This is a genomic window from Pseudomonas syringae group sp. J309-1 (assembly GCF_032582135.1).
Taxonomy (GTDB): domain Bacteria; phylum Pseudomonadota; class Gammaproteobacteria; order Pseudomonadales; family Pseudomonadaceae; genus Aquipseudomonas; species Aquipseudomonas quasicaspiana.
The window spans coordinates 25,061-38,434 of record NZ_JAWHNU010000005.1 but is presented as its reverse complement, the minus strand read 5'-3'; the positions used below and the strand labels follow the sequence as shown (position 1 = coordinate 38,434).

At 51.8% G+C, this 13,374-nt stretch carries 10 protein-coding genes; 6 read left to right on the top strand and 4 right to left on the bottom strand.

Annotated elements, in window-relative coordinates:
* Position 1: 1 nt before the first annotated feature.
* The 3 genes from RX972_RS04095 to RX972_RS04085 are packed head-to-tail and all read left to right on the top strand — an operon-like array spanning position 2 to position 3,405.
* A complete protein-coding gene (locus RX972_RS04095; RefSeq protein WP_316872646.1) occupies positions 2–811 on the top strand; it encodes a hypothetical protein in 810 nt (269 codons plus the stop codon).
* Positions 812–2,356, top strand: a complete 1,545-nt coding sequence (locus RX972_RS04090; RefSeq protein WP_316872644.1) for a hypothetical protein — start codon at positions 812–814, stop codon at positions 2,354–2,356. It begins immediately after the preceding gene.
* On the top strand, positions 2,356–3,405 hold the full coding sequence (locus RX972_RS04085) for a hypothetical protein (RefSeq protein ID WP_316872642.1): 1,050 nt from the start codon (positions 2,356–2,358) through the stop codon (positions 3,403–3,405). The genes RX972_RS04090 and RX972_RS04085 overlap by 1 nt, the downstream gene beginning before the upstream one ends.
* Before the next feature lie 155 nt (positions 3,406–3,560).
* Here RX972_RS04085 and RX972_RS04080 read toward each other — a convergent pair whose 3' ends face one another.
* From RX972_RS04080 to RX972_RS04070, 3 genes are read right to left on the bottom strand one after another with little or no spacing between them, the layout of a single operon-like run.
* On the bottom strand, positions 3,561–5,804 hold the full coding sequence (locus tag RX972_RS04080; protein WP_316872640.1) for a DEAD/DEAH box helicase: 2,244 nt from the start codon (positions 5,802–5,804) through the stop codon (positions 3,561–3,563).
* The gene (locus RX972_RS04075; RefSeq protein ID WP_316872638.1) at positions 5,779–7,074 is read right to left on the bottom strand and encodes an ATP-binding protein; all 1,296 of its coding nucleotides are present in this window, start codon (positions 7,072–7,074) and stop codon (positions 5,779–5,781) included. The genes RX972_RS04080 and RX972_RS04075 overlap by 26 nt, the downstream gene beginning before the upstream one ends.
* Positions 7,071–9,494 (bottom strand): TerB N-terminal domain-containing protein, encoded by a 2,424-nt coding sequence (locus RX972_RS04070; protein WP_316872636.1) that lies wholly within the window; start codon positions 9,492–9,494, stop codon positions 7,071–7,073. The genes RX972_RS04075 and RX972_RS04070 overlap by 4 nt, the downstream gene beginning before the upstream one ends.
* A gap of 783 nt (positions 9,495–10,277) precedes the next feature.
* Here RX972_RS04070 and RX972_RS04065 point away from each other — a divergent pair.
* The 3 genes from RX972_RS04065 to RX972_RS04055 all read left to right on the top strand — a co-directional run bounded on the left by RX972_RS04065 (position 10,278) and on the right by RX972_RS04055 (position 12,516).
* Positions 10,278–10,802: a GNAT family protein gene (locus RX972_RS04065; protein ID WP_316873021.1), complete on the top strand. Its 525-nt coding sequence runs from the start codon at positions 10,278–10,280 to the stop codon at positions 10,800–10,802.
* A 96-nt stretch (positions 10,803–10,898) separates the two neighbouring features.
* Positions 10,899–11,288 (top strand): hypothetical protein, encoded by a 390-nt coding sequence (locus tag RX972_RS04060; protein WP_316872635.1) that lies wholly within the window; start codon positions 10,899–10,901, stop codon positions 11,286–11,288.
* A gap of 544 nt (positions 11,289–11,832) precedes the next feature.
* The gene (locus RX972_RS04055) at positions 11,833–12,516 is read left to right on the top strand and encodes an SMI1/KNR4 family protein (RefSeq protein ID WP_263271824.1); all 684 of its coding nucleotides are present in this window, start codon (positions 11,833–11,835) and stop codon (positions 12,514–12,516) included.
* A gap of 176 nt (positions 12,517–12,692) precedes the next feature.
* Here the strand turns inward: RX972_RS04055 and RX972_RS04050 are convergent, their stop codons facing one another.
* A complete protein-coding gene (locus RX972_RS04050; RefSeq protein ID WP_263271826.1) occupies positions 12,693–12,989 on the bottom strand; it encodes a DUF2388 domain-containing protein in 297 nt (98 codons plus the stop codon).
* Positions 12,990–13,374: the final 385 nt, after the last annotated feature.

The window sequence follows — 13,374 nt, the reverse complement described above, 5'->3', positions numbered from 1 at the left end:
GATGTCGGTTTATGCCAAGCGTGAAAGTGATACCGGGAAATGGATTTGGGGCGGCGTGATTGGGGTTGCAGTCGCCTTGGTGCTCGGTGGGATTGGGTACTACAAAATGAACCACGAAACCTTGGACAAGGAGACTCTTTGTCCCAGTAACGGCCCTAAAGGCCAATACGTCGTGCTAATTGATAACACCTCGCCGTTCCCCTTCACCCAAAAGGCAGCTTTGTCCCAGCGGCTCAAGACGATGGTGTTGAACGAGGTGCCTGAGGGGCACCTGCTTTCCGTGTTTTTGCTTGGGGAAAAATTTGAGCAAAACGAAAAGCCCATTTTTGAACGCTGCAATCCTGGTCAGTGGGGTGATCGCAGTCAACTTACAGCGACCAAGAAGTTTGTTGATAGGGATTTCAATGAAAAATTTGCCAAACCGCTCGATTCCGTTGTGCGCCATATCCCCCTCGACGAGCACAGCAAACTGTCACCCATTTTCCAGATGCTCCAACTGGTAGGCATCAACGGGTTTGATCATGCCAACGTGAAAGGTGACCGCAAGCTCGTCATTTACTCAGACATGTTGGCCAACATGCCCGATTTCTCAATGTACAAAATTAAGCGACATAACTACGCGGAGTTTGCCAAATCATCATATGGTCGCAACGCCCAAGCACCAGGGTTAAGCGGAGCCATCGTGACCATTAATTTACTGGCAAATGAGCAAAAAACGCCACAAACCAACGATCTTGGCAATTTCTGGGCTCAATATTTCGAGGCCAACGGGGCTTCGGTTGAGGGAATTACTGCAATGGAGGGGCTGTAATTGGACTTCAACAAGCACGTGCGCCGGGTGCAAACCTACTTCATTGCGGCGGTAATACTCAAGGCTACTTTGGCCGTAACCAGCCTCCTACTCAACGAGCCTTTCTGGCTCGGCTTTGTGCTTCCATTGCTTGTGATGTGTTGTTATTGGTTTGTAGGTTACCGCGTACGGGAGAAGTGGAACGTCCAGCTCACCCTCGCAAAATTTGCGGACTCGGTGTACTACCTCGGGTTCTTATTCACTGTCGGCAGCATCATCATCTGTCTGCTCGACATTAACTCCATTGGTGAAGATCTCAATGGAATGGCCGTTCGGTTTGGCGCCGCGATGGTGAGCACAGCCATAGGAATGCTAGCCAGGGTGCTACATACAGGCTTCAAAGTTGATACAAACGACGCGGTCAGGAGCGTTGAGGAGCGTGCTGTTCAGTCGGCTGAAAACCTGACTATGGCTTTTGACGCTGCCAGCCAGCAGCTGGAGGTGTTCAGGGATCAAGTTATGGCTGCTTCCAAGGAAGCAGTGCAGAGCGTCCATGAACAAATCACCACGATCTCTCAGCACAGCACCAATGCTATGGATGCGTTTTTCGCCAGCGCTACCCGTCAAAGCAATGAAGCTTTCGAACGCATCCTTAAACAAGCCAATGACGCCAGTACGGATTTACTGACCACCATCAACGGGCTTTCTGAGAAGAGCTCTCAGACACTCGATCGCATGGAATCGCATGCACTCGACTTCGGTAAAAAAGCACAGGAGCGGCTCGATCAGACTCTGTTCCCGGATAACCTGTTCGCTCAAAAACTTAACCCCGCTATTGATACGCTATCCGGAACCACCGACACCCTGAACGAAGGGGTCTCTACATTGGCGTTGGACGTCAAGGCTGCCGCTCGGATGGTGGGCACTGCGATCCGTAGTTTGAACACCAAAACTGAAACGATCGGGCAGGCAGTCGCCGCGGTTAGTTCTATTGTGGAAAGCCAAGAGCGCTTGGCGCAATCGATGAAGTCACAGGGCAGTGACGTCATGGATCGAGTGGAACAAATTCAAAAAAGCTATCTGGACGCGTTGGAAGATCAACGAGAGGATTTCATGGAGGACATAAAAGCTAACCAGCAGGTATTCGCGAAAATTGTCGAAAAGCTTGAAGAATTACGCACTGTTGTGAGTGACGAAACCACAGTGGAGCGTTTAACTCAGGAAGTAACGGGCGCACTAAATGCCGTCAGCGATTCCGGTGTTAAGAGTAACGAGGTCTTCGCGGACAATTTACGCTTGACGTTGATGCCGTTGGTGGAGGCGGTCGTGGCCAGCAGTGATGTGCATAAGGCGCTAGCTGCCAGAGTTGAATCGAGCAACCGCGGCATCGAGGCGGCGAATGCCAGATTGCTGGATGAGCTGATGGGCAAGATTGATCTCATCAGCAATCCTGAAACACGTTTATTAGCGGCCAGCGAAGAAGCTTTCGGACCATCACTCGAGTCAATTGCCAACGCGACGCTGGCCCTCGACCATGTGCCTGCGTCGGACGTGAGAACTGCCTGATGAGTTCTAAAAATGATCAGGTGTTTCAGCTGTCACTTACCGAAATTTGGATCATTTTGTGTTTCATTCTTCTTTTGCTGATGGGGTACAAAGTTTGGCAGCTCACGCATAAGAATACGGAGATGGCGAAAAAAATTTCCGCCTATCAAAATATCGATGAGCGTGAACAGGCTATCAAGCTTGCGAGTGATGAGCTCAAGGCGCGAATGGTTTCTCTGAAGGTGAAAAATCCAGACGAGATCATTTCGAAGCTCATCGATGCCTCCAAGGCAAAAGAAGAGGCCGGCCGCCTCAAGGTGCTACTCACTCAGAAAGATGAACAGCTGACTGCGCTAGCCGCTATCGATAAGGCTTTGCAGGAGGCTGGTAGCAAAAACAAGGGTGAAGATGCCAAGCGCCTTATCCTTGAAACAATGATGTCCTATGACCAGCTCAAAAAACTCGTGGTCGATCCTGACCAGGAAAAGGACGCACAACCCACGGACGTCATCAAACGCATAGGTGCTCTCAAGGCAACTGAGCAATTGTTGAAGACCGCGTTAGGGCAAGAAGGCGTTCCGACTTCGGAGCAGATTTCAGACATTGTGAAGAACGCTGAAGCTTATGCCCAAGCCGAGAAACAAGGTGCAAATCCGACGACGTTGCAGAAAACCAACAGTGACCTGAAAGGGCAGGTTCAGTTTCTACAAAACAAGCTGAACAAGGGCAAGGGAGGCGATCTGCCGCCTTGCTGGGCGAACGAGGCCGGCAAAGCAGAAATGTTCCTCACGGTGTACTTGAAGGAGGACTCACTGAGCTTTGAACCGGCCTGGCCGCCAACACGACAGGCAGATGCTGAAGCGCTCCCGAATTTCTCCGCTCTGATGGCAAACACCACTCGCACGTATGAGGACTTTCTTCAGGCGGCACGCCCTATCTCTGATTTAGCCAATCAACGAGAGTGTAAATTCTATGTGCGACTGGCGAGTCAAATTCAAGGGGCCGTGATGTCCGATCGGCGCCGCCTGATGATAGAAAATTTGTTCTACAAGGTTGAAGTTCGACGTTAGGTCTTGTCGTCGACATGTGGTTTCTGAGCCGTGTTAACAGGCTCAGAATTACGCAAGGCTGGGCTGGTAATGATCACTCATCACCAGCCCAGTGGCGGGATGTCAGCGTGTTCGCGCGTAGTCGCGTCGGCGCAATGCAGTGCGGTTTCTTCCACTTATTTTTCCAGAGAATGACTCCGTGCAAAAAGAATTGCGGTCGAGATATCGAGCGATATGGAAGCAAACGACTTCATCAGCAAGGATTGCGGCAGTGCCCAATCCCACTTTTCGCGCAGCATGTTTTCCACCTCCGAAAGTATCGAGTCTAGATCAGCAGCATCCAGGCTTCCGACTTCCTTCAGTGCCATTTGGGTTCGGCCGATGTCGGCGTCAACCTCAATGGTAAGGCCTGCGTTATCACAAGAAAGGCCGACATGATTGAGTAACAAGCGCAGTGCATCGTTGGCATGATCACCTAGCCAGCTCATCAGATAACACTTACCGCCCGACTCAACTATGTAGCGCTTACCAAGGCCCAGCGAGACAAATGTCTTTCTAGCCTCGTCGAGAAGCTCTTGAGCCCCTTGATCAATAAAGGGGCAGGGGATTGTGTCTGCCAAGACGGCTCGCATTTCTTGGCGTACGTTGTCATGCACCATCGCACCCAGGCCATCGAACTGAGGAGGGGCACCACCGCGTGCTGCGGAAACGATGATAACTTTTGCCCGGAGATCAACATCACGAACCTGCCACCTACGGCCTCCGAAAATAATGCGCTGATCCTTGGTCAGTGGACGGCTTACCGGCACAGATCCCAGTGCCCTACCATCGCATACAAGGCGAAACTCTTCGTCGCTTGTGAATGCGCTGTAGAACTCATAGTGGTTGATCAATCGCTCTCCAACCGTCCCAGGAAGAAGCAACCCTGAGCTGTCCTGAACAATGAGCTCGTGTTCTCCGAGCGCCTTGAGCAGCTTCACAAAATCTGGTTTCTCAACTTTTGGAAATGCTCCCTCAGCAATCATGCTTTTCCAGAGATCGGCAGCAGACGCACCGCCGCGCTGGGCAATCACGGAAAGACATTGTTGAACGAGGGTGGACGCGTGAATGCCCTGAGCCCTGGGAGGTTCAAACCACCCTTTGGCCAGCAGTCGAACCATGGCAATGGTTTGAACCAAGCCTTGGCGCAGTTGATCCGAGAGGCTCGATCCATCTTTGAGTGGCGATTCCTTGCAGTAAACGCGCAGCGTTGCTTTTTCTCCTGGGCGCCTTCCCGATCGCCCTAGACGTTGTCGCAAACTCGCCACCGATGGTGGGGCACCAATCTGCACGACTGTTTTGATGCTGCCGATGTCTATGCCGAGCTCAAGCGTCGTGGTGCAAATCGCGGATGCTGCATGAGTCCCTGCCTTGAGAGCATGCTCTGCTTGCTCACGTAAGTCCTTCGAAAGGCTACCGTGGTGAGGCCAGAATTCGTTAGGCACGCCGTGTTTCTCGCAGCGCCGTCGCAGCTGATCTGCGTACCATTCAACCTGAGATCGGCTGTTTGGGAAAATCAGGTTGTTACTGCCGCGTAACACCTTGTAAAGATGATCGGCGATCGCGAAGTCTGGGCTTGCCTCGTTCTCTGTCTCGTCTTCATTTTCCGCTTGGTCAGACAGCTTTACGGGCTTGTTCTTGAGCTCGCTCATGAGGGGCTGAATGTAACCACGAACTTGCACTTGGAGAGTCTGGTTAGAGCTTTTTGATTCAATGACGGTAACGCCATCGGCATTTCCCGGACGCAAAAACTCCGACGCCATCTTCATATCGCCGAGGGTGGCTGAGAGCCCGACTCTAGGTAGACGGTGGCCGGAAACAAGTTCTACCCGGTGCATTAGCGACTGAAGTTGCTTGCCTCGTTCGCTACCGATGAACGCATGCAGCTCATCCACGACGATATAACGCAGGTGCTGGAACACCCCGCCAAGACTTGAACCGCGGTTGACGAACAGGGCTTCCAGGGATTCAGGAGTAATCAGAAGCACCCCCTCAGGGGACTTCAAAAAGCGATGTTTTTTGCTTGATGAGATGTCCCCGTGCCAAGCCACTACGGGAATCTCAAGCTGCTCACAAAGACGGCTTAACCTGTCCCACTGGTCGTTGATCAGGGCCTTGAGCGGGCTGATATACAGCACCGAACCGGGTGGATCATCACGATTCAACAAATTGGTGAGTATGGGAAGAAAAGCAGCCTCGGTTTTGCCTGCCGCTGTTGCTGCTGCGATGATGACATCCTGATCGGCATCCACCAGAACAGGTACCGCCCATTCCTGGGCGTCGCGCAAGGAAGTCCAGCCTTCCGCCCAAACCCATCTCTGGATTCGGGACTCAAGTTGATCGAAACCCGATGACTCAGAGTGTGAAGGTGGCAAGTTCATCGTCCGCATCTACTTTAGTATCGTCTTCGCCGCCTGAGTCCCTGGCGACCTCGACAGCTCCAAGCAGCGTCCGCCAATCGGCGCCTGGGTTTTGCTCCAAGATGGCTAGCAGGTTGATGAACGCTGTGATCGTGGTGCGCGGCGTACGGAAGTAGGCTTCCCCCAAGCGCTGATTACAGTGCGCCATAAACAGTGGGAGCGCCTCATCAGGCAGTAAGTACTTTTCAGCATCTCCGCCAGCGTATACGTGACGAAGTTTCTGAAGCAGTACGTAGAAGTCTTCCGGGGTAAGGCTGGTCAGGCGAATGACCGGCCCCGAAAGATCCACCAATCCTGATTTCGCAAACGAGTTCTCGGCCAATCGAGATTGCAGGGCAGGGTAGCTGAATAGCCCCCGACGAGTGTCCATCAAAAACTCAGGAGTGCCACCTAAAACGAAACCAAGCCCTTCGGACGATCCCTGCAGAGAGTCGTTGAGAATACGGAGGATCTGTTCGTAATTGGCATTACGAGCTTGGGTATTGGCCAGTTTGTAGAGGTTGACCAGTTCGTCGAGGCAGATCATCAGACCGCCAAAACCTGCAAGTCTGACGAATCTCGACAGGAGCTTGAGCTGATCGTAGACGGAGGCATCATCAATGATGGTTCGTACACCCAAGGCTGCTCGGGCATCAGTCTTAGTGGTGAACTCTCCACGCAACCAACGGATGGCGTCGGCCTTGAGCTGCTCGTTGCCTTCTTCGAAACCTCGGCAATAGGCGGCAATCACCTCCGCAAAATCATACCCGTTGACCATCTCGGTCAGCTCGGCCAAGTGAGCACGAATAACAGTCTCGCTTTCCGTACCCGCCGCCTTAGCTTCGGTTTTGGCCTGAGAGATGAATTTCTCAACAATGCCTTGCATAGCCCCTCCGTCGGGCTTCGTGCGCGTCGACATGTTTTTAGCCAACTCGGAGTAAAGTGAACGTGCTTGTCCACCCGTGGCATGTAATCTGCGATCTGGGTTCAAGTCGGCATGCATGGTGACAAGCTTGCGCTCCATGGCAATCGCTCGTACCAGGTTCAAAAAGAACGTCTTGCCCGCACCGTACTCGCCAATGACGACTCGAAATGCCGATCCACTTTCAACCAAGCGATTGACGTCCTTAATCAGTGCATCTAGTTCGCCCACCCGGCCAACCTGAATCAGGTGTTGGCCCACGCGAGGAACGACGCCTGCGCGTAGCGACTGGATGACCGCATCGCGATCCTTTGCTCTGATAGTGCTCATAGGGCTAACTCTTCCAGAATGTCTGTATTGATCTCGACAGGGTCATCACCCTCAGTAACGGGCATGTCGAAACGTTCAAAAGCCATATCGTTAATTTGTTCCAGGGCACCATCGAGCATCAGCTCCATGTCGCTGGCAGCAGCTTCAAGTTCGGAGCGGCTCCACTCAGGGCGTGAGATCAGTAACCGAAGGAATGCAGAATGTTCCAAATCGAGACCATCAATGTCTGCACTCGATTCTTGCACTGATTCTGCCACATCGATCAACTGTTCCGGTTCGTCAACCTGGTCATCAGTGAAGACTTTGGCAAGGAGGGCGGAGACCTCTGCGGTTTCTCGTTGCAGTTCTGCAATGCGCTCGTGATCAAGCACGAACCCTTGATTTGCAGTGGAGTTGATCGGGGTACCAGGCTCGGAACGAGTAATGCCGGCTTTTAGTTTTACGAAGGCAATATTTGCTCCAGATGCAGCACCGTGGAGATCGCTGTACAGCAACTGACTGTCCAGCTGCAGGGCCTTGTAAACGCGCTCAAGAAGTTTGACTTCCAATGGGCTGACGATGCCATCTGCTTGCGCCAGATGGGCCAGGAAGCTGGCAATCGTACGTTTGGCTTCGACCGTTAGTGGGTCGAGTTTTTTCTTTAAGCTGGCCAGCGTTGGTGGTTGCTGGATCTGGATTCGCAGGTGTGCTTTAAGGCGTTTGCGATGGGCCACACTCAGGTGATTCCAGGAGTCGATGTGTTGAGCAAGAAGCGTAACTTCCTCAGTGGAGGTATCACCATCGGCAGAAGCCACAGCACTAGCAAGGTCGAGCGTCACCGAAGCAGCATTGTAGGCTGCAGAAGCCCGCAGTGACCCGTCTTCTGGTTGAGTCACGAACAGCGCGATTTGATCTTCTGCTTTCGGTGTCTTACTGCCAGCCAGTACGTCGGGTTCAATACCGATGTGAAGCGATTCCAGCGCGCGGGCAAGTCCAAGTACTTTGTCGCGGGACAGGGCGCCGGCGCTCTTGAACCGGCCTGCGAGTTCGCCAAAGCTCATGATAATCAGGTCGTCGCCAATTCTGAATTGAAGCTCGTCCAATTCTGTACGGGCTGCCGTCGGCCAGAGAGCGACGGGAAGTTGCAAAAGACCTTCGAGAGCTTCTGCGCTATCAGGGTTGCGGCCCAAATATCGGCTGTAGGGTTCGAGCTCGGTAGTGCATAGATCAACCAGCAACTGCAGGCTTTTTCGTGTACCTGACGTGGCCAGAACATCAGGAAGGTCACCCAAGCTAAGCGTGGGGGCCATTAAGACCGCGGAGGCCGGCCGATAGCTGGTTTTAAGTTTGGTCTTGTTCTGCGCCAGGACAAGACCCTTAGGATGGGCGCTTGTGTACTTAAGCTTGAACAGTCTCGAAAAGACATCCTTGCAGCGAGTCACGGGCGTGCGTTTGCTGATGTTGGGGTCAGCTAGCGCCCAGGCTAATGCCCAACCGGCATCAAGGGGGCGCTTGTTGGAAGCGAATTGCCCCAGACCTACGCGCAGTGGCAGTGGCATCTCGTAGCTATACGCGACAACGTTGGGAGGTGGGCCAAGGTATAGGTCTGGATCGATCTTGGTGTTGCTCAGGTAATCCAGAAAACCTTCCACATATCCCCTGAACGACCTATTTTCCCCGTAGATACTCAATAGGCGCTGGACTTCTCCTACGATCAAAGGAAGCTCAGCCTTGACGCCCGGGTCACTCACTGCGTCAACGAGTGCTCGACGCTCTAGACCATAGAAATACAAAAAGACGTAGCCGGTGTCTGCCAGTGGGTAACGACGACCGCCCTCCAGCCATTGAAGGTATCCACGGCGAGCCTCTGACGTGATGGAGTGAAAACTGGGCCAATAGGACATCAGCCGTTCTTCTAGATCGACGTGTGTCTTTGCGATACGGAGCTTGGGGTTTATCAGTGAGGGTTCTTCGGCATCGTGTCGGCCACCTAGCACGCTGCCTATATAGAACATGCCACCGGGAATTGAAAAACCGGAAATAGTGACAGATTCACCTGCTGGCACCCAGCGAACATCAGGCTTTTGCGTGCTCGCATTTGGAATTTTGAAGGACTTTGAAGATGCTGAGCCAAGCTGTACAGTGTAAAAATCAGAGGCTTCCTCAGTGCCCATATGGCTCCCTGAAACCTCACGCATAGAGAAAGTGAGGCCTGATCTTTGATGCTCTCGCAGATGTTCCGTCTCCGAAGTGGCCACTGATAATTGCTCCGCATGCCGCCTTGAGCGACGAACCAGCAGCCAAAAAACCGCTGCAATGCAAGAAATAACACCAATGGCGATCCAAGCATTTTTCGGGACCGATACGACTGCGCCGAAGGCCAAAGCGAAAATGATCAGGATGCCGTTACTTGTGGAGTTTTTTGCTTTCTTCCTTGCCATGAGTCGTTTCAACCTTGAAATATGGGTGCTGGCGCAATGGCAGTATCCGATAATTGGCCTACAAGAACCATGGGCAGAGGAACGTTATTGATCGGAAAATTTTGCTTGCGCACGAAATAGCTACAATCATCAAAAGTAGCTCCTCAGCAGGAAGCGCGAAGATCATCCCCCTCCATTGCTAATAGCTGCGATTCATTGTGGGCAGCTATCGGCCAGAAGTCGAAGCTCACTAGTTGATGATGTAAGCCCGTTCGCAAAAGCTAGGATTGTTGCGTTGGCCATCTCTTCCCGACTATAGCGACAGTACCTAGAGTTCTTTGAAGATAATGTCGGCCATAAAATGGACTCCCCATACTTTTACCCCCACAAAAACGTCGGCTCTTGATGGATGTTACTGGACTCTCTTAGAGCAGAACACCGCTGGAGCTCAAGCAAATACTGGCTCAGAAAAATCCATAAAAATTCCGGAAGCTTTCAAGAAGTATTAAAAAGGAGATGGGGTGCAAGGGGTCGAGTGTTCGAATCACTCCGTCCCGACCATTTAATTCAATGAAAAAGCCCAGCTTTCACGAGTTGGGCTTTTTCATGTCTGCGAGATTTTCGAGCCTTCTCGATGCTCATCCTTCCTGCTCTTCAATTGTCAGCACCGAACCTCTTGAATCGGTTGCTGAGACCACGTCGGTGCCTCGTTGAAGTAATGTCCCAAACACTGGCATGATCTCGGCACTCAAAAAGTGAGAACCACAATTGTCTGAGAATCTTCCAGAGTTCGCGCTTCAAAGGGTGAGATTGAGGCCTGTCCGGCCGGGAGATTTGCCAGCGGTCTATGCTGGCTTGTCCGATCCTCAAGTCATCGCTCACTATGGAGTTTCGTACTCCAGCCTTGAGGCGACCGAGGTGCAAATGCGCTGGTTTGAGGAAATAGTTACCGAACAAACGGGGGCTTGGTGGGCTATCGCGGAGTTTAAAAACGACTCAATAATAGGTGCCTGCGGTTTCAATGACTGGAGCCATGAGCATCGCCGTGTAGATCTCGGGTATTTGCTCAAGCCTGCCTACTGGCGCCAAGGGCTATTGACCGAGGTTCTGCCTTCTGTGTTTCGCTATGCGTTCAATGCTTTGGGTGTTCATCGAATCCACGCTGATGTCGAGCCCGCCAACGCAGCGAGTTGTGCCTTGCTTCGCAAGCTCGGGTTTCATCTGGACGGAACTCTGCGGGACGTCGAGCTTAAGGACGGTGAGTTCTTGAGCCTGCATCAGTACAGCCTGCTGCGCTCTGACTCAGCTGCCCTGGATTACTGTGATTAGCAGCATTAAAGCTCTATCTCCGCCACCAGCCCCTAAGAGTAAATGAGGACAAGACTGACGGGTGGATTCGGGTGGTGATATAAAGTGCGGGTCGCTATGGCTGGCAACGTGCTGGCGAATTTTTCTATTGATAGGGAGTTTGTAATGTCGCCGATCAGGATGGCTGTCTTGTCGCTTTGTCTGGGCATACTGGGCTATACCGGCAGCACTTTGGCGAGCTCGGAGGATGAAAAGCAGCAGGGCCTTGTAGTCTTGGTTGCGATGGAGCAGGTCTGCAATAACGCGAACCCTGGTATGAACAGCGATGTCGAGAACGCAATGGCATCGGATCCCACCATTGACGAGGCGACAAAGACGGAAGTGAGAAAAATCAAATCCGACCCTGCCTATAAATCTAAAGTGAGCAACACCGCTGAAAACTTGATTCACTCCCCGATGGGAGCTTATGTCGCCAAAGACCTGTGCAAGAACTACGGCGCGAAATGATCAATTTCATTCTGCGCTAGTGAATGGTTGACACAGGGCCCGGTTTCTCGGTGTGTACTTATCCGCATCGGTGCTGCATGTCAGAGGGCTAACCTCCGCCCGCCGTATTGGCTGCCCTGTGACAAGCTTTCGGGTAATCGGTATTTACGTTCCGGCGAGATTGCAGGCCGCTGCGCGCGCACTGAGAGTATCGGGTTGGCGTGGCGCTGGTTGTTTAGTTAGTAACGTCGAGGCTGTTAGCATGGGCGCTCATTAGAGTGTGGGAGTTGCTATGCGCCAAGTTGTTAAAAGGGCACTGAGCGTGATTGCATCAGAGAGCTGCGAGCGCGAATACACTGATGCGTTTGGGCAGTTGTCATTGAGTTTGGCGAGCAAAATTTGGCTGAGCGGCTGTTTGCCGATATTCCCGACTCTTTCTCATTCTAATGGTGAACGAAGTGATAGGGTATAAGGCAGGTGCTAAATCAGTTGCGGTTCACATCTTTTTGCTGCGAATGAAGAATTCAAGTGTCAGTAAAATGTCCAGGTCAGAAAGGGGTATCGCATGATAAATGCCATTGAAATCATTGAAGCCACGAAGGCTGCTTTTGCAGAAAGAGATGTTTATTTCTCGCTTGCTCAACTGCCACCAAACCTCGAGATTCCTGGTGAATGGCAGAATTTTGGGATTGCCTTTTCTGAAACGCCTTCATTTCCTCTTGCTTGGCGGGCATTCAGTGCTGACTTACCTTGGCTTACATCGCTACTGGATAGGTGCTTGCTTGGCACCGCTATTTTAGCTGGGTCGCCAACTGAATTATTATATATATTTCATGACGCCAATGGTCTTTATTACTACATAGGGGGTGAGCCTCTAGCCAACTCTGATACTCCCTCTGCTTTTGGCACTAGACTGTCGGAGTTTTATAAAGGAGTTCACAATGGATTTACCTTCTGCCCAGCGCGCTCTATGGGGCCACAAAAAATTTCCGATTGTACCTACATCTCTGAACTGATTGACGAAGAGAGCACAGACTTTGCGGCAAAATGGTTAACGATACTATCAAATGGGGGCGGAGATTACCTTGCTATAGATCTGAATAATCTGACTGATAGTAACGGGATTATTTGGTGGCATGAACAACCCATGGAACCAGAAACAGGAATGGACGTCTTCGGCGTTATGGATGCATGGATTTCAATTTTTCTCGAAGACACCTTGCTTCGCAATGATGTCCTCAAATATTAAGATCAGCTCCTGGCCTATTTTAGTTGCTCTATTTACTCAGACCTTCTTCAGAGGGGCCTGGTTTTCCTGAGTGCTGCGGGAGATAGAACTAACGTCAATATTCATTGAGCGCGCAGTTAATCAGTACCTGGAATGACGGGGGTAGGGCAGATACGAAAAGCCCACCGGTGAGCCGGTCAGTCCCTTGCAGCAATAGCTTGGGCCAGTTGAAGGTCTGACATCTGGGGTTGGCTAGCAGTCGAGCGGTAGCGCTGGACGGCCTGCTCAAAGCGCGCGCCACGGATATCGCCATCTGATCCAATGAAAGCGAGGGCATCTTCTCGAGCTGGTGTGAACAAGTCAGCAATTTTTTTGGACGATATTTCACTCCCCAAAACCGTCGCGTACGAACTCATGTAGACGTATTCAGCCGCTTCTACCTTAGCGACGATCAAGGTTGCCAGAGCCATCACCACAGCTTTCCATGAGGTCATTCTTCAGTACATCCATGCCTGTTTGGGGGCGGCACAATAGCATAGGCGGGTACTCGTCAGATACGAAAAGCAGGGCACTTGGCCCGGATCTTTTTACTTACAGGTTCCACCCTTTTTCCGCTCAGAATTTTGTAAAAGTCGTGACTGGACTGCTCAGTCTCGTTCAACCGCATCAGGGCATCCCCCAAACGGATCGCATCACTGCTGAGTCATCAGCCAGCGGTGTTTTTTTCGGCAGGATTTCCCAGGGAAAAGGGAGCATGAAAATGCTTATACTAAAAACACGCTGCAATCGGACATGGAGCTTTAAAAGTGGGGCTTATTTTATCCGCGATCCTTACGCTAGGCGGGTTCATGCTCGGCGCCACCGTCATATATGAGTTGC